This window comes from Halomonas sp. DP5N14-9 (assembly GCF_019802175.1).
In the GTDB taxonomy this organism is placed as follows: Bacteria; Pseudomonadota; Gammaproteobacteria; order Pseudomonadales; family Halomonadaceae; genus Halomonas; species Halomonas litopenaei.
Genome location: NZ_JAHVHR010000009.1, coordinates 36,051 through 53,392, shown reverse-complemented (window position 1 = coordinate 53,392; position 17,342 = coordinate 36,051). Strand labels below are relative to the sequence as shown.

At 66.4% G+C, this 17,342-nt stretch carries 16 protein-coding genes; all 16 read left to right on the top strand.

Going from position 1 to position 17,342, the window contains the following annotated elements:
• The 16 genes from fliT (at position 1) to cheZ (ending at position 17,191) form a co-directional block, all read left to right on the top strand.
• A complete protein-coding gene (fliT, locus tag KUW00_RS06980; protein WP_045994765.1) occupies positions 1 to 444 on the top strand; it encodes a flagellar protein FliT in 444 nt (147 codons plus the stop codon).
• Positions 441 to 1,781: a flagellar hook-length control protein FliK gene (locus tag KUW00_RS22530; protein ID WP_222568651.1), complete on the top strand. Its 1,341-nt coding sequence runs from the start codon at positions 441 to 443 to the stop codon at positions 1,779 to 1,781. The genes fliT and KUW00_RS22530 overlap by 4 nt, the downstream gene beginning before the upstream one ends.
• Positions 1,778 to 2,068: an EscU/YscU/HrcU family type III secretion system export apparatus switch protein gene (locus tag KUW00_RS06970; RefSeq protein ID WP_045994767.1), complete on the top strand. Its 291-nt coding sequence runs from the start codon at positions 1,778 to 1,780 to the stop codon at positions 2,066 to 2,068. Before KUW00_RS22530 ends, KUW00_RS06970 begins: the two co-directional genes overlap by 4 nt.
• Positions 2,069 to 2,357: 289 nt before the next feature.
• Positions 2,358 to 2,684, top strand: coding sequence for a flagellar transcriptional regulator FlhD (locus tag KUW00_RS06965; RefSeq protein WP_045994768.1), 327 nt, complete (start codon positions 2,358 to 2,360; stop codon positions 2,682 to 2,684).
• Positions 2,681 to 3,268, top strand: a complete 588-nt coding sequence (gene flhC / locus KUW00_RS06960; protein ID WP_045994769.1) for a flagellar transcriptional regulator FlhC — start codon at positions 2,681 to 2,683, stop codon at positions 3,266 to 3,268. The genes KUW00_RS06965 and flhC overlap by 4 nt, the downstream gene beginning before the upstream one ends.
• Positions 3,269 to 3,601: 333 nt before the next feature.
• Positions 3,602 to 4,474 carry a flagellar motor stator protein MotA gene (motA, locus tag KUW00_RS06955; RefSeq protein ID WP_045994770.1) on the top strand — a complete coding sequence of 291 codons (873 nt, stop codon included), beginning with the start codon at positions 3,602 to 3,604 and terminating at the stop codon, positions 4,472 to 4,474.
• On the top strand, positions 4,471 to 5,442 hold the full coding sequence (gene motB / locus KUW00_RS06950) for a flagellar motor protein MotB (protein ID WP_083970640.1): 972 nt from the start codon (positions 4,471 to 4,473) through the stop codon (positions 5,440 to 5,442). Before motA ends, motB begins: the two co-directional genes overlap by 4 nt.
• 23 nt (positions 5,443 to 5,465) lie before the next feature.
• Entirely contained in the window at positions 5,466 to 7,700 is a 2,235-nt protein-coding gene (cheA, locus tag KUW00_RS06945; RefSeq protein WP_222568650.1) for a chemotaxis protein CheA, read from the top strand.
• Entirely contained in the window at positions 7,697 to 8,200 is a 504-nt protein-coding gene (locus KUW00_RS06940; protein ID WP_045992359.1) for a chemotaxis protein CheW, read from the top strand. The genes cheA and KUW00_RS06940 overlap by 4 nt, the downstream gene beginning before the upstream one ends.
• Before the next feature lie 65 nt (positions 8,201 to 8,265).
• Complete coding sequence (locus tag KUW00_RS06935; protein WP_315901112.1) at positions 8,266 to 10,026, top strand: methyl-accepting chemotaxis protein; 1,761 nt, start codon at positions 8,266 to 8,268, stop codon at positions 10,024 to 10,026.
• Between the two features lie 92 nt (positions 10,027 to 10,118).
• A complete protein-coding gene (locus tag KUW00_RS06930; RefSeq protein ID WP_222568649.1) occupies positions 10,119 to 12,266 on the top strand; it encodes a methyl-accepting chemotaxis protein in 2,148 nt (715 codons plus the stop codon).
• The gene (locus tag KUW00_RS06925) at positions 12,263 to 13,135 is read left to right on the top strand and encodes a CheR family methyltransferase (protein WP_222516297.1); all 873 of its coding nucleotides are present in this window, start codon (positions 12,263 to 12,265) and stop codon (positions 13,133 to 13,135) included. Before KUW00_RS06930 ends, KUW00_RS06925 begins: the two co-directional genes overlap by 4 nt.
• A gap of 69 nt (positions 13,136 to 13,204) precedes the next feature.
• On the top strand, positions 13,205 to 14,263 hold the full coding sequence (locus KUW00_RS06920; RefSeq protein ID WP_222568648.1) for a chemotaxis response regulator protein-glutamate methylesterase: 1,059 nt from the start codon (positions 13,205 to 13,207) through the stop codon (positions 14,261 to 14,263).
• A gap of 41 nt (positions 14,264 to 14,304) precedes the next feature.
• Positions 14,305 to 16,071, top strand: coding sequence for a methyl-accepting chemotaxis protein (locus tag KUW00_RS06915; RefSeq protein WP_222568647.1), 1,767 nt, complete (start codon positions 14,305 to 14,307; stop codon positions 16,069 to 16,071).
• A gap of 41 nt (positions 16,072 to 16,112) precedes the next feature.
• Positions 16,113 to 16,502: a chemotaxis response regulator CheY gene (gene cheY, locus KUW00_RS06910; RefSeq protein WP_045992353.1), complete on the top strand. Its 390-nt coding sequence runs from the start codon at positions 16,113 to 16,115 to the stop codon at positions 16,500 to 16,502.
• Between the two features lie 26 nt (positions 16,503 to 16,528).
• Positions 16,529 to 17,191 carry a protein phosphatase CheZ gene (gene cheZ / locus KUW00_RS06905; RefSeq protein ID WP_213231734.1) on the top strand — a complete coding sequence of 221 codons (663 nt, stop codon included), beginning with the start codon at positions 16,529 to 16,531 and terminating at the stop codon, positions 17,189 to 17,191.
• Positions 17,192 to 17,342: the final 151 nt, after the last annotated feature.

Below are 17,342 nucleotides of genomic sequence, written 5' to 3'. Positions count from 1 at the left end.
ATGCCACCGCTTGCCGAGTACCACGGTCCAGATACCCAAGGCCCAGATACCCAAGGCCCCCTGCTGTCTCGCTACGAGGCACTGCTGGCGATGACCGAACGGATGCTGTCGCTGGCCGCCGACCACGCCTGGGACGAGCTGATTGCTATTGAGGGCGACTATGTCAGCCAGGTTGCCGCTCTCGACAGCGCTGCACGTGATGGAGCGACACTCGATGGCGCGGCACCGATGGCAAGCCTCGACGCCGACGAGCGCCAGCGCCTGGGCAGCCTGCTGGAGGCCATTCTGGTCAATGATCTGGCGCTGCGAGAAAAGCTGGTTCACCGCCGCGACGAACTCGGCGAACTGCTCAAGGTGTCGCGCAACCAGCAGGACCTGCACCGCGCCTACGCCGGTGGCCGGGTGGTCAACGCCGGCACCCGCTTTCGACGCGAGACGCCGTGAGCGGCATCACACCGCTGATCGATACCCTGCTCCACCAGGTGCTGGGCAAGCGTGTCGACGTGCCCCCGACCAAGGACCCCAACGCCCCGGTCCAGCCGGTGGACCCGGGACGGGGGCCAGGCGCGGTCCATAGCGACTCGCGCCTGGACGCACGGCGGCCCCAGCAAGCCGCCGCCACCACCGGCCAGCGCCCGGCAACACCGAACGCCGAGGTCCCCACCGACAGCGATCGTCCCGCCTCCACCATCACCCGATTGAGCGCACCGGGCGCTCGCATCGCCGAGCTGCTGGCGCGTTTTCCGGCGCCGCCCTCGGCGTTGACATCGACGGGTCCCCTGCTGACGGCGAGCCCCGCCCAACAAGCGCCCCAGAGCGGGGCGCCGTCGACTCAAGGCGCCACACACGGCGCCCCGGCAACCACGACAACCACGGCGACCAGCGCAACGGCCGGGCTGGCCACTGGCCCGTCGGGGCCCGCCGTCACGATGCTCGCCGAGCGCCTGGGCGAGCGCGTGCGCGACAGCGGCCTGTTCTACGAGTCTCACCTCAATCGCTGGTTTCACGGCAACCTGGACCGCGCCCAGCTGGCACGGGAGCCCCAGATGTGGCGCGCCCTGGTGTTTCGGCCAATGGCCAGCGAGGCGAATGCTCAGACCTCTGGGCACTCCCCCGCTTCAGGCTCTGGTCGGCTCTCTACTCAAGCGGGCGCAATGGCCGGGCAACCGAGCGCTCAACCGGGCTCTCAATCGAACATTGCGCCCGCCTTCCCGCTGGCGCCCTGGCGCAGCTCCCAGCCGGCCGGCTATCTGCCCAGCCTGGCGACGACAATCGCCGCCAATGCCCAGGGCGCCCAGGGCGTCTCGAGCACGTCGGACGATGCCGCCGCCGCCCGTCGCGAGGGCGCATCCCCAAGCGGCGTCCACGAGAGCCTCGCTCCGCTGGTGCGCCACCAGCTCGAGATGCTGGCCACCCCGGTGCTGCGCTGGGAAGGCGATGTCTGGAGCGGACTGTTCATGGCGCTCGCCATTCATCCGCCGCAACGGGAGCCGGATCATCAGGGCGGCGGCAAGGGCCGCGACGACAGCAAGGACGAGGAACACGCCTGGCGTACCGAGCTGGAACTCGAGCTGGCCGAACATGGCTCGCTCAGAGTGTCCGCGCTGCTCGGTGAAGAGCACCTGAGCCTGCGCCTGGCGACGTCCGCCGAGGGCCTGAGGGATCGACTCGAGCAGGGGCGCGAAACACTGATACAGCGCCTTGAGGGTCATGGCTTCGCCCGGGTGGAGCTGACCATCACCGAAGGTGACAGCAGGTCTGCCGAGGAGCTTCCCAAGTGAGCGATGACCAACCCGCACCCTCACGCCGCCATGCAGTAGCGCTGAGCTATGGTGAAAATGATCAGGCACCGAGGGTGATCGCCAAGGGCTACGGTGATATCGCCGAGCGCATCATCGACGAAGCCCGCCGCCAGGGAATCCACGTCCATGATGAACCGGCGCTGGTGGGCCTGTTGATGCAGCTCGATCTGGACGAGCAGATTCCGCCTCGTCTCTACCAGGTGATCGCCGAACTGCTGGTGTGGGTAGGCGAGCTAAATGCGAGCGACTCGCGAAACAGAATGTAATAAAATGTACAAGACTAATTAAACTTGGGTTTTTTTGGCGTCGTAAATATCGGTTTTCTTTGAATATTCACTTTTCTTGATACACATCATACGGACACCGTTGAAGCTTTTTCCTCCCTCCTGGCTTGCGCCACACTGATAGCAATCGACAATACTTCGAATGGTGGACACGGACCTGACACTTAAACGTCAAAAAGTTCCGATAGTGTCCGTCCGCACCTATTCAGGTATATCGGCAATACCTAAAGCTGGCGATGATCAGCAAAAAAACGATCAAGGCAGGGAACCCATGAGCAATCAGTCACTGATCGACGAGATTCAGGAGTTGAATCTTGCCTATCTTCTGCTGGCCCAACGTCTGTTGGCCGAAGACCGCACCACCGCCCGTCTGCGTCTGAACATCAGCGAAGAACAGGCCGAGCTGCTGGAAAGCTTCAATGCACGCCAGCTGACCCGGCTGTCACGCACCAACCAACTGCTCTGCCAACTGGGGCTCGGCTCCACCGAGCAACTGCGTCAGGTGGTGGACAACCCGCGGGAACAGGGCCTGGCTCACCTCCACTCCTCGCTGTTGATGGCCTGCAGCGCGGCCTCTACCGGAGGCGCGCTGACATGAGCACCAAGAGCCTGGTCCAGGAGATGCATCAGGTGCAGCTCGCCATCGACCTGATCGAACTCGGTGCGCGTCTGCAGGTCCTGGAAACCGAGACCGACCTCAGTCGGGCCCGCCTGATCCGGCTGTTCAAGGAGGTCCGCGGCATGTCACCGCCCAAAGGCATGCTGCCGTTTTCCACCGACTGGTTCATCACCTGGCTGCCGAACATCCACTCGTCGCTGTTCTACGCCTTCTATCAGCGCCTGCAGGACCAGGGATGCGAGCGCATGGAGGCCTTCGTCAAGGCCTACCGGCTGTACACCGAGCAGATCGACATCGACGCCGCCGAGCCGGTGCTGGGGCTGACCCGGGCCTGGACGCTGATCCGCTTTTTTGAAAGCGACCTGCTGCAGTTGACGCCCTGCACCCGTTGTCATGGCAACTTCGTGGCCCACGCTCACTCGCCGAGCCACGACTACGTCTGCGGCATCTGCCAGCCACCGTCCCGCGCCGGCAAGACCCGCCGTCGCCAGGCGCAGAAGGACGAGGCCGCCAAGGCGGCAGAGACGCCAGCGATTGCAGGGCCGGTCAAGCATCTGGCTTGACCCCTCTTTACCACCGCAGGCCGCAGGGCGACTCCTTGTCGGGGCGCCCTGCGGCAGTCCAGTCTGCGTTTATCCGCCCTGTTTCACTCGCCCTACTCCCTTCTCGCTAGGCCCCACCCCCTCGCCCTCTCACTCTCTTACCCTCTCTTTCTCCGCTCTCTCCCTCTCTACCTCTCTACCTTCACTCTGTCTTTACTCTCTCCCCCTTCTTCCTTGGGCCCACCGATCCTGCATATTTTTTCGTTGAACGGTGATTTCACGGCTCAAGTCTGTCGCCGGCACGCCGATAACTGAAGCAGAACGTCTTCCACGTCTCTGCAAAGGATAGTCGTCGTGCTGATACCTATTGGATTCGCGGTCGTGCTGCTGTCGGTATTCGGGGGCTTCGTGCTCTCCGGCGGCAGCCTCGGCCCGCTGTTCCAGCCGACCGAACTGCTGATGATCGGTGGCGCCGGCGTTGGCGCCTTCATCGCCTCCAACCACGGCAAGGCGCTCAAGGCGACCTTCCGCATCTTTCCTCGCCTGAGGCGTTCCAAGCGCTACGACAAGGCTATGTACATGGAGCTGATGGCGTTGCTTTACCGGCTGCTGGCCAAGGTGCGCCGCGACGGCATGCTGGGCATCGAGCGCGACATCGACAATCCCGCCGAAAGTGCGCTGTTCAGCGAGTACCCCAAGGTCGTCGCCGACCCGATGATCATGAACTTCCTGACCGACTACCTTCGCCTGATGGTGGCCGGCAGCATGGACCCGATGGAAATCGACGAGCTGATGCTCCACGAGATCGAGATGTTCGAGCAGGAGGCGCATATTCCTGCCGACGCCATCGCCAAGGTCGGCGATTCCATGCCCGCCTTCGGGATCGTCGCCGCGGTGATGGGGGTGGTGAAGGCGCTGAGCGTCACCGCCGCCGATCCCGCCGAGATGGGGGTGATGATCGCCCACGCCCTGGTCGGCACCTTCCTCGGCATCCTGCTCGGCTATGGCTTCATCAGCCCGCTGGCCTACCGCATCGAACGCCAGACCGGCGAGTCGATCAAGATGCTGCAGTGCCTGAGGGTTACCCTGCTGGCCAGTCTGCACGGCTATCCGCCGCAGCTGGCGGTGGAGTTCGGCCGCAAGGCGCTGCACACCAGCGAACGCCCGAGCTTCAAGGAGCTCGAGGACCATGTGCGTGACGCCAAGGCCAGCGCGGGGGCCGCATGAGCAGCCCCAACCAGCGCCGACCGATCATCATCCGCCGCAAGAAGGTGGTGCATCGCCACCATGGCGGTAGCTGGAAGATAGCCCTGGCTGACTTCATGACGGCGCTGATGGCGCTGTTTCTGGTGATGTGGATCCTGTCTTCCGCCAGCCGCGAGACCCGCGAGGGCGTGGCCGACTACTTCAGCATGCCGCTGCTGGCCGCCATGACCAATGGCGACAGCGTGGCCATGAGCCCCCAGGTCATCCCCGGTGGCGGGCCCGACGTGACCAGCCAGCAGGGCGAGCGCATGCGCATCGACCTCAAGCGCCAGACCCGCCCCAGCGAGCAGCAACGACGCGCCTTCCGTGACCTGCAGCAGCGCATCGAGCTGGCCATCCAGCAGGACCCCAGCCTGCGCGGACTGCGTGACCAGCTGCGCTTCGACATGACCCAGGAGGGGCTGCGCATCCAGTTGCTGGACGACGAGCAGCGGCCAATGTTTGCCCTCGGCAGCGACCGCGTGGCGCCCTACCTGCGCAATCTTCTGCGCACCATGGCGCCACTGCTCAACGACCTGCCCAACGACCTGAGCATCAGTGGCCATACCGACAGCCTGGCCTACCTGAACGGCCGGGGAGGCTACAGCAACTGGGAGCTTTCCTCGGACCGCGCCAACGCCTCGCGCCGGGAGCTGCTCGATGGCGGCCTCGAGGGCGACAAGCTGCTGCGGGTGGCAGGCCTCGCCGACCAGGTGGTGATGCCTGGCACCGACGCCGATGACCCGATCAATCGACGTATCGAACTGGTGGTGCTGTTTCCCAGCGTCGCCGAGCTGATTCGCCACCCCGGCACCCTCGATCCGCGAGCCCCCAGGCCCGCCAGGGGCGGCGGTGAGGCCCAGCTCGCCGGTCCCCTCGAGGACATCGAGGCACGCTTTCACACCGCCCTGGCCAATTCCCCAGCGTCGCCGCCAGACGAGCCGCACTGAACCAGAACAAGGGTGACACAGGCATGGATATCACCGACTTCTACGACACCTTCTTCGAGGAAGCCGAAGAACTGCTGGCGGACATGGAACGCCATCTGCTGGAGCTGGATCCAGCAGCGCCGGACACCGAGCAGCTCAACGCCATCTTCCGCGCCGCCCACTCGATCAAGGGCGGCGCCGGTACGTTCGGCTTCGAGATCCTGCAGCGCACCACCCACCTGTTCGAGAACCTGCTCGACCATACCCGGCGCGGCGAGCTGCGCCTTCGCCCCGACATCGTCGACACCTTTCTGGAAACCAAGGACATGCTCAACGACCAGCTCGACGCCTACCGCAACGAACAGGCGCCGGACCAGGAGGCCTACGAGCGCATCTGTCAGACCCTGAAGACCCTGGCACTGGAGGAGATTGGCCAGGCCTTGGACGGCGGCGCCGAGCCTGCGGCACCTGCGGCGGCGGAAGCGGCTGATCCGGCCCCCGCCCCGGCGGCGACGGCTCCGCCCGCCGACTCGCCCGCGGATCAAGCCGCCACCAGTGAAGCGCCGGCACAGGACGACGGCACGGCCCTGGTGGTGGCGCTGATCGGCGTCGCCGACAAGGACCGCGAGCTGCTGGTGGAAGAGCTGGCCCAGCTCGGCGAGGTGCTGGAGCGACGCGGCGACGCCCAGCGCCATGAGGTGGTGCTGTCCACCAGCGTCAGCGCCGAGGATATCGAGGCGGTGATGTGCTTTATCGCCGAGGCCGACCAGGTCGAGATAGGTCCCTGCCAGAGTGTCGCTGACACAGCCCCCGTTACCGGCACTGACAGCGCCCCGGAAAGCGCTGGCGCCGGCGATACCGCAGAAAAAGCCCCCGCCGCCCCAGCGCCTGCGGCCGAGCCAGTCGCTGCGACGCCCGGCGCTGATGCCGGCCCCGCCGCCGCTGCTGCCACTGCCCCCGCCGCCGCCACTACCGCGGATGCCGGCTCGTCCCCGCCGCGCCAGCAGCGCAAGACCAGCGCCAAGCCGGTCAAGGAGGCCAGCTCCATCCGCGTCTCGGTGGACAAGGTCGACCAGATCATCAATCTGGTCGGTGAGCTGATCATCACCCAGTCGATGCTCGACCAGACCGTCAGCGAGCTCGACGCCGCCGCCGATCCGCGCCTGCTCAACGGCATGAGCCTGTTGCAGCGCAATGCGCGGGATCTGCAGGAGGCGGTGATGTCGGTACGCATGGTGCCGATGGACTACGTCTTCAGCCGCTATCCGAGGCTGGTCCGTGATCTGGCCTCCAAGCTCGACAAGGACGTGGAACTGACCACCGAGGGCGAGTCCACCGAGCTCGACAAGAGCCTGACCGAGCGCATCATCGACCCCCTGACCCACCTGGTACGCAACAGCCTGGACCACGGCATCGAGTCGCCCGAGGCGCGTCTTGCCGCCGGCAAGCCGGCGACCGGGCGGCTGACCCTGTCGGCCCAGCACCAGGGCGGCAACATCCTGATCGAGGTGATCGACGACGGCGCCGGCCTGGACCGCGAGCGCATCCTGGCCAAGGCCCGCGAAAGCGGCCTGAACGTCTCCGACGCGATGAGCGATGACGAGGTGTGGCAACTGATCTTTGCCCCCGGCTTCTCCACCGCCGCCCAGGTCAGCGACGTGTCCGGCCGCGGGGTCGGCATGGACGTGGTCAAGCGCAACATCCAGGCCATGGGCGGTCACGTCGAGATCCTGTCGCGCCAGGGCCAGGGCACCACCACCCGCATCGTGCTGCCGCTGACCCTGGCGATCCTCGACGGCATGTCGATTCGGGTCGGCGAGGAGACCTTCATCCTGCCGCTGTCGGCGGTGCTGGAGTCGCTGCAGCCCTCCCGCGACAACCTCTACGCCATGGCCGGCGACGACCAGGTGCTGCAGGTGCGCGACGAGTACCTGCCGGTGGTGGCGGTCCATTCGGCGCTGGACGTGGCCAACGCCCGCACCGAGATCACCGAGACCATCGCCGTCATCGTCCAGGGCGAAGGGCGCCGCTACGCCCTGCTGGTGGACGACCTGATCGGCCAGCAGCAGGTGGTGGTCAAGAACCTGGAAACCAACTACCGGCGAGTGCCGGGCGTGTCCGCCGCCACCATCCTGGGTGACGGCAGCGTGGCGCTGATCCTGGACATCGCCGACCTGCACCGCCTCGACCGCGAGAAGAAGCAGCGACGCCACCACGATACTCGCGGCGCCCACCTTTTGCCTGAATCCCAGCCCCTGACGGAGGACCTTTCAGCATGAACCAGCACACCGATCTGGCCGCACAGGCGGCCACCGACCTGAGCCATCGTGAATTCCTCGTGTTCTCCCTGGGCGACGAGGAATACGCCATCGACATCCTCAAGGTCCAGGAGATCCGCGGCTACGAGAACGTCACCCGCATCGCCAACGCCCCGGCCTTCATCAAGGGCGTGACCAATCTGCGCGGGGTCATCGTTCCCATCGTCGATCTGCGCATCAAGTTCCGCCTGGAGCGGGTCGAGTACGGCGGCCAGACCGTGGTGATCGTGGTCAACGTGGGTACCCGCGTGGTGGGCATCGTGGTCGATGCGGTATCCGACGTGATGACCCTGGCCCCGGAACAGATCAAGCCGGCCCCGGAGTTCGGCGTGACCCTGTCGTCGGACTACCTGAGCGGCCTGGGCAGCCTCGAGGACCGCATGCTGGTGCTGGTGGACATCGACAAGCTGTTGACCAGCGACGAAATGGCCCTGGTCGAACACGCCGGTGACGGTGCCTGACGCCCTCTGCTCCCGATCTATCCGGTCCCTGGACCCTTGAAACGACGCCCGTACAGGAAAGGCACGTGAAGCGACTCAATGACATGACGGTAAGGCTGAGCTGGACGCTGGTACTGGGCACCTTCGCCCTGCTGGTGGCGCTGCTCAGCGCCCTCGGCCTCTATATCACCTCGCTCAGCGAAGACTCGATCCAGCGCCTGAACGAGGTCAACGTCGACCAGCAATCCGCCCTCAACCGGGCCAACTCCCAGCAGCTGTTCCTGCAGCTCGAGCTACGCGACATCCAGGCCGGACTGCTCGACGCGGTGTGGCCGGAGGAGCGCGAACCGCTGATCGAGGCGGCGGCTGCCCTCGACGACGACCTGGCCACCCTGGAGGCCACCTTCGCCGAGTTCATGGCGCTGCCGAGCCGCCCCGAACAGGCCGAGCGCATCGCCGGGGTGGAAGCGGCCTTCCGCGCCCTGATCGACCAGGGGATGATCCCGCAGCGGGCGGCGCTGGCAGAGGGCGACACCGACGCCTTCACCCAGAATCGTGAAGGCCTGATCGCGCTCAGCGACGCCTTCTACCAGGCAGCCGTGGACTTCTTCGTCGCCGCCGAGAGCAACGGCGCCGCGCTCTACGACACCTTCCTCGAGAACATGGGTCTGCTGCAGTGGGCCATCGTCGCCGTGCTGATCGTCGCCGCCCTGACCATCGGCGGCGTGCTGTGGGGTGTCACGGTCAACGTGATTCGTCCGCTGGGGCGGCTGGTCGGCTACTTCGAGGCGGTGGAATCCGGCCGCCTGGACCTGCAGATTCCCGAGCGCGGCAATAACGAGATCGGCCGTCTCTACGCCTCGCTGGCCAAGATGCAGGCGGGGCTGGCTGGCACCGTGGGCGCGGTACGCGACAGCGGCAACCTGATCTACCAGGGTGCCCAGCATATCGCCGGCGGCAACAACGACCTGTCCGCCCGCACCGAACAGCAGGCCGCCTCGCTGGAGGAGACCGCCTCGAGCATGGAGGAGCTGTCCTCCACCGTCAGCCAGAACGCCGACAACGCCCGCCAGGCCAGCCAACTGGCCAACGAAGCGAGCAGCGCCGCAGGCCGCGGCGGCGAGGTGATGCAAAGCGTGGTCACCACCATGCACGACATCCGCTCGGGCTCTCATCGCGTCGCCGACATCGTCGGCACCATCGACGCCATCGCCTTCCAGACCAACATCCTGGCGCTGAACGCCTCGGTGGAGGCGGCGCGTGCCGGCGAGCACGGCCGCGGCTTTGCGGTGGTCGCCGAGGAGGTGCGCAAGCTGGCCAGCCGCTCGTCGGAGGCGGCCCGCGAGATTCGCGAGCTGATCGACGCCTCGCTGAATCAGGTCGGCTCGGGCACGGAGCTGGTGGATGAGGCCGGCCAGGTGATGCAGGAACTGGTCACCTCGGTCACTCGCGTCAGCGACATCATGGACGAGATCGCCTCGGCCACCAGCGAGCAGAGCCACGGCATCGGCCAGGTCAACGACGCCATCAACCAGATGGAACAGGTGACCCAGCAGAACGCCCAGATGGTGCAGCAGGCCGCCTCGGCCTCCAACCAGCTCGAGGCCGAGGCCAGCCGTCTGACCGCCACCATGAGCCGCTTCCAGCTGGCCGACAGCGGGGCCGATGCCGACCACAGCCAGGACGAACTGGCCCGCTGGATGCCGGCACTGCGATCGAGCCAGCGCGACGCCGAGGCCAGCCGCCACGCCGGGCAAAGACCCGGAGCCGGCCAGACCAACAGCAACACCAGTACCAGCACCAGCCAGCACGACAGCAGCAGCGACGACGAGTGGGAGTCGTTCTGACGACCTCACTCAGGGCTGCCCGGGGACACCCCTAATGACCTCGGGCAGCACCCGCGACAACCACACAAGAAAACGACCATGCAGGGGGCAAGATGCGAAACAATCAACCGACCACCCAGCGGGAATTCGTGCTCGACGACGATCATTTCCTGATCTCCCGCACCGACCTCCAGGGCCGGATCACCTACGCCAACCCGGCCTTCGTCGAGGTCAGCGGTTTTTCCCGCGACGAACTGATCGGCGAACACCATAACGTGGTGCGCCACCCCGAGATGCCGCCGGCCGCCTTCGCCGACCTGTGGAAGTGCCTTCAGGCCGGCAGAACCTGGCAGGGACTGGTCAAGAACCGCCGCAAGAACGGCGACTACTACTGGGTCAGGGCCAGCGTCTCGCCGCTGGAAGAGGGCGGCGAGGTGGTCGGCTATGCCTCTGTGCGGGTCAAGGCATCGAGTGACGAGATCGCCCTGGCCGAGCGCGCCTACGCCGAGTACCGCGCCGGCAAGCGCCGCCCCCGCTACGCCCTGCGCCAGGGCCAGCTGCGCCGGCGCGGGCTTTTCGGCGCCCTGGGACGGCTGAACCTCAAGAGCATGAAGGCGCGTCTGATCGGGCTGATCGGGGTGGCGGCGGTGCTGCTGGCGGCCAGCGGTGCGATCGGGCTCTACGCCGAGCGTCAGTCGGTGGGCTATCTGGCGTCCATCCACCAGGACGGCCTGCAGGACGTGGCCAGCCTGCAGCGCATGGACCAGCTGATCACCCAGGGGTATTCGTCGCTGGTGGGCAAGGAGCGCATGGCGCTGATGGACAAGCGTGATGAGCACGCCGCCGAGCTTTCGGTGATCCAGCAGAGCCTCGGCGGACTGTGGGAGCGCTATCGCGAGCGCGAAGTCAACCAGACCGCCCTGGCCGACATCTTCGAGCGCCAGCTCAATGAGTACCTGGAGAACTCCCTGGGCAAGTCGATCGAGATCCTCACGGGTGAAGACAGCTATGAGGTGTTCGTCGCCCTGCCCAACCACATCGGCGTGGTAGAGGCCGAGGGCAAGGCGCTGTCCGATCGGGTCACCACCCTGATCCAGGACAAGCAGGCCGCCGCCAACGCCCTGGCGGCAAAAGCCAGTCAGATGCAGCAGACCATGCTGATGGTGCTGGCCGGGGTGCTCGGTGCGGGCCTTTTGCTGCTGGTGCTGATCGGTGGCCTGACCATGCGTGCCATGCTCAAGCCGCTGCGCGAAGTGGAGCGTTTCAGCCTGCAGATCGCCTCGGGCAACCTGGGCGCCGAAGTGCCCAGCGCCCGGCGCGACGAGATGGGCCGCGTGATCGCCGGCCTCGACGTGATGCGCAAGAGCCTCGGCAGCATCATCGGCGACGTCAACAAGGCCATCGACCAGGTCACCCCGGCGGTAGCCGATATCGCCAGGGGCAACGAGGACCTGTCGGCGCGTACCGAGCAGCAGGCGTCGTCGCTGCAGCAGACCGCCGCCAGCATGGAAGAGATGACCACCACCGTCGCCCACAACAGCGACAACGCGCGTCAGGCCAGTGGTCTTGCCTCGGACAACGCCGAGCGCACCCAGGCCACCAGCGAGCTGATGCAGCGCCTGGTGGGCAACATGGGCGAGATTACCGAGGGCTCGCGCAAGATGGCGGAGATCATCTCCACCATCGATGCCATCGCCTTCCAGACCAATATCCTGGCGCTGAATGCCTCGGTGGAAGCCGCCCGGGCCGGCGAGCAGGGTCGTGGCTTTGCGGTGGTGGCCGGCGAGGTGCGCAAGCTGGCCGGCCGCAGCGCCGACGCCGCCAGCGAGATCCGTGGGCTGATCGACGACGCCAACCAGCGGGTCGACGGCGGCGCCGAGCTGGTGCGCCAGGCCGAAGCCTCCATGACCGAGGTCATGGAAGCCACCACCCGGGTCAATGACATCATGGCGGAGATCACCGCCGCCTCCAACGAGCAGAGCAACGGCATCGTCCAGATCAACCAGGCGGTGACCGAGATGGACCAGGTGACCCAGCAGAACGCCGCCCGTGTCCAGACCTCCGCCGCCGCCGCCTACCAGCTGCGCGCCCACAGCGAGGCACTGGCCTTCGCCATTCGCGCCTTCCGCCTGAAGGGCTCGGCCCAGGAAACGGTGAGCGAGAAGCGCGAGCGTCAGGACCCACGCACCGACGACAGTGCGCCGCGACGCGAGCCGGCGCCAGCCGCCCAGACACACCATGAGGAGTGGGAAGCCTTTTGAACGAGCCCCTGGCACCACCAGGCAGCTGGAGCACGAGCGAGGGGATCCCCTCGCTCGAGCGTGACCTGCTGCTGACCGAGCGCGACTTCAGCCGCATTCGTCAGCTGATCCATGAGCGGGCCGGCATCGTGCTGGCCGAGCACAAGCGCGAGATGGTCTACAGCCGTCTGGCCAAGCGCCTGCGCCATCATGGTCTGACCCGCTTCAGCGACTATCTGGAAAGACTCGAACGACGTCCGGATGCCAGGGAATGGGAGGCGTTCACCAATGCCTTGACCACCAATCTGACGGCCTTCTTCCGGGAGGCCCACCATTTTCCGCTGCTGGCCGAGCACGCCAGTGGCCGTACCGGCGGTTACCGAGTGTGGTGTGCCGCCGCCTCCACCGGCGAGGAGCCCTACTCCATCGCCATGACGTTGAGCGACGTCTTCAGCGGCAATACCGGCAAGTTCGAGGTCATCGCCACCGATATCGACACCGACGCCCTGGCCCGGGCCCGCGCCGGGGTCTACAGCATCGAGCAGCTCGCGCGGCTGGACGAGGGCCTCAAGCGGCGCCACTTCCTGCGCGGCAAGGGCCGCCACGAGGGCATGGCGCGGATTCATCCCGACGTCAGCCAACGTGTTGCGTTCCAGTCGCTCAACCTGCTCGCCCCGAGCTGGGGCCTGGAAGGCAAGTTTGACGCGATCTTCTGCCGTAACGTGATGATCTACTTCGACAAGCCGACCCAGACGCGGATCCTCGAACGCTTTGCACCGCTGCTCAAGCCCGACGGCCTGCTGTTCGCCGGCCATTCGGAAAACTTCTCCCAGATCAGCGACGCCTTCCGTCTGCGTGGCCAGACCGTCTATCGACTGGCCGGGCGCTGAACGACGCCTAAAGATCCCTCCCCGGCAGCCGATAACACAGATACTGGCCCATCCCCCTAGGAGAGCTGCTTGAGCGCCCCCAAGATCAAGGTGTTGTGCGTCGATGACTCGGCCCTGATTCGCAACCTGTTGAAGGAAATCATCCAGTCCCAGGCGGACATGGAGGTCGTGGCGGTGGCGCCCGATCCGCTGGTGGCGCGGGATCTGATCAAGCGCCATAACCCGGACGTGCTGACCCTGGACGTGGAAATGCCGCGCATGGATGGCCTCGACTTTCTCGAGCGGTTGATGCGGCTGCGCCCGATGCCGGTACTGATGGTGTCGTCGCTGACCCAGGCCGGCTCCGACATCACCCTGCGCGCGCTGGAGCTGGGTGCGGTGGACTTTGTCGCCAAGCCGACCCTGGGCATCCGCGACGGCATGCTCGACTACGCCAATGACATCGCCGCCAAGATCCGCGCCGCGGCACGCTCGCGCCCCCGCCAGACGCGCCCGAACCAGGAGCCGCCCAGGCGCCTGTCGGCACCCATCATCGGCAGCGAGAAGCTGGTCGCCATCGGCGCCTCCACCGGCGGTACCGAGGCCATCCGCCAGGTGCTCGAGCCGCTGCCGGCGGCGAGCCCCGCCATCATCATCACCCAGCATATGCCCGGCGGCTTTACCCGCTCCTTCGCCGAGCGCCTGGACCGGCTGTGCCAGATCTCGGTCAAGGAGGCCAGCGACGGCGAGCGCCTGCTGCCCGGCCACGCCTACATCGCCCCGGGTGACATGCACCTGGAGCTGGCCCGCAGTGGCGCCAACTACATCGCCCGGCTGCACGACGGACCGCCGGTCAATCGCCACCGCCCCTCGGTGGACGTGATGTTCGACTCGGTGGCACGCCTGGCGGGCGCCAACGCGGTGGGCGTACTGCTCACCGGCATGGGCAAGGACGGAGCCGCCGGCCTTGTGAAGATGCGCCAGGCCGGCGCTGCCACCCTGGCCCAGGACGAAGCCAGCTGCGTGGTGTTCGGCATGCCGCGGGAAGCCATCGCCCTGGGAGGGGCGGACGAAACCGTCGCCTTGCCTGAAGTGGCGCCGAGGATTCTCGCGCTGGTCGCCGCCGCTGGCCGTGCCCAGCGCGTCTGATGGTCGCCCAGGGACGGGCGTATTCGCTCAAGGAGTTCACCGTGTCACTACTACGCAATATTCGCCTGCACACCCTGATGGTCGTGATGCTGGCCAGCCTGCTGGTCGCCTCGGTCATCGGCCTGGGGATCGGCATGCTGAGCAGTCACAAGGCTGCCGACACCCTGTCGCTGCTCAACCGCATCAACGTCGAGCAGCTCAACGCGGTCAATCGCGGTGACGCCCTGCTCAATGAGGCACTGCTGGAGATCGAGGTCGCCGCCACCAGCCAGCAACTGGATCGGCTGGACAAGGCCCAGGAGCTGATCGTCAGTGCCGAGTCCCACTTCGACCGTTTCGCAGCGGTGCCGCGCACCCCCCAGGGCGAGGCCGTCGGCGGGCGCATCGAGGACCGCTACCCGGTGGTCATGGACGGCGCCGTCAAGCTGATCGAGGCACTGCGCGAGGGCAACAGCGAAGGCTTCGAGGCCGGTAGCCTGGCGCTTGCCCCCGAACTTGCCGAGCTCAACCAGGCACTCGATGCGTTCAGCAGCTACGCCGACGCCCGCGGCAACACCATCGTCAGCGACTTCGAGCGTCAGTCACGCCTGGACCGCGGGCTGGAGCTGGCGGCCCTGGCGATGATCCTGCTGGCCATCGCCGGCGCCTACCTGCTGTTGAAAAGCCTGGTGATCAAGCCGCTGGCACGGGCGGTGGAGAGCCTGGACGCCATCGCCCACGCCGACCTGTCGCGACCGATCCAGGTGCGGGGCGACAACGAGATCAGCCAGCTATTTCGTGCCATGCAGGAAATGCAGCACAAGCTTGGCCAGACCGTCAGCGAGGTTCGCCGGGGCGGCACCCGCATGGCCAGCGGCAGCCACGAGATCGCCTCGGGCAATGTCGATCTGGCGACCCGCACCGAACAGCAGGCGGCCTCCATCGAACAGACCGCCGCCAGCATGGAGCAGCTCACCACCACGGTGTCCCAGAACGCCGACAACGCCGGCCAGGCACGCCATCTGGCAAGCCAGGCCTCGACCACTGCCGAACAGGGTGGCCAGGTGGTCAGCCAGGTGGTGGAGACCATGGAAACCATCAGCCAGGACTCGCGCCAGATCAGCGAGATCACCGGGATGATCGATGCCATCGCCTTTCAGACCAACATCCTGGCGCTCAACGCCTCGGTGGAGGCGGCACGGGCCGGCGAACAGGGCCGCGGCTTCGCGGTGGTCGCCGGCGAGGTCCGCAGCCTGGCCAGTCGCAGCGCCGAGGCCGCCGGTCGCATCAAGTCGTTGATCGAGACCTCCACCAGCCGCGTCGACGGTGGTACCCGACTCGCCCGCCAGGCCGGCGAGACCATGGCAGAGGTGGTCAGCTCGGTGCGCCGGGTGCTCGACATCGTCGACGAGATCGCCGTGGCCTCCCGCGAGCAGAGCGACGGCATCGGACAGATCGGCCAGGCGGTAGTACAGATGGACCAGACCACCCAGCAGAACGCCTCGCTGGTGCAGCAGGTGTCACGCGCCGCCGAAGACCTGGCGCTGCAGGCGCGCCAGCTGGCCGCCGCGGTGGAAGTGTTCCGCCTGCCAGCAGGGCTCGAGACAGATAGCCCCGTTGCGCTGGCAAGCGCGCCGGGACAGCCGCTGACGCCGAGCGCCAGCACCAACGCCGGCCCGGAAACCGGCCCTGAAACCGGCTCTGGCAACGACCCTGGCAACGACACACGCCCCGGCTCTCCCCACGGCTCCCCCTACGGCGATGGTCGCCGCGAGCCTGAGGCCCGCGTAAGCCAGCGACACGACGAAACCGAATGGGAGGCCTTCTAGGCCTCCACCCCAAGCGACAACGACGACGAGGACCCGTATCAATGGCCGACAAGAACATGCGCATCCTGGTGGTGGACGACTTTCCCACCATGCGCCGCATCGTGCGCAGCCTGCTCAAGGAGCTGGGCTTCACCAATGTGGAAGAGGCCGAGGACGGCCAGGACGGCCTGGCAAAACTGCGTGAAGGCGGTTTCGACTTCGTGGTCTCCGACTGGAACATGCCCAACCTGGACGGCCTGGAAATGCTCAAGGCCATCCGTGGTGACGATGCCCTGAAGTCACTGCCGGTCCTGATGGTGACCGCCGAGGCCAAGAAGGAAAACATCATCGCCGCGGCGCAAGCCGGCGCCAACGGCTACGTGGTCAAGCCGTTCACCGCCGCCACCCTCGAAGAAAAACTCAACAAGATCTTCGAAAAGCTCGGTATGTGACGCCCTGGCGCCACGAGGAGACAACGATGACACAACAGCAGATCGCCAGCGCCGCCCCCGGGCCCAACGCCCAGGGCGACGACCTGGTCCAGCGCATCGGCCAGCTGACCCGCATGCTGCGTGAAAGCATGCGCGAGCTGGGCCTGGACAAGGAGATCGAAAAGGCCGCAGAGGCCATCCCCGACGCCCGTGACCGCCTCAGCTACGTTGCCACCATGACCGAACAGGCGGCAGAACGCTCGCTCAACGCCATCGACCGCGCCCAGCCGCTGCAGGATAGTCTGAGCGAACACGCCAAGGCGCTGGACGATCGCTGGCAGCAGTGGTTCGACGCCCCCAAGGAGCTCGACGAGGCCCGCGACCTGGTCAGCGACACCCGTGCCTACCTGACGATGGTGCCGGAAAACACCCAGGCCACCCAGAAGGAGCTTTTGGAGATCCTGATGGCCCAGGACTTCCAGGACCTGACCGGCCAGGTGATCAAGCGCATGATGGACGTCATCCGCGAGATCGAGGACCAGCTGGTGCAGGTGCTGATCGACAGCGTGCCCGAGAGCGAAGCCCGTGACAGCCTGCGCCGGCGCAACGAGGATTCATTGCTCAACGGCCCCCAGGTCAAGCCTGAGAGCAACGACGTGGTGGCGAGCCAGGACCAGGTCGACGACCTGCTCGACGAACTGGGTTTCTAGCCGCCTCGCAGAGGGCCGCGCGCCTACCATCCCTTCCCGGGATCAGACAGGGCTTCCCCCATCAGGGGGTAAGCCCTCTTTCTCGTCACCTTTTCGGGCCTTTGAACTGGCCTGCCCAAGGGACAATGGGCCATACCAGAACTTGTGCCCG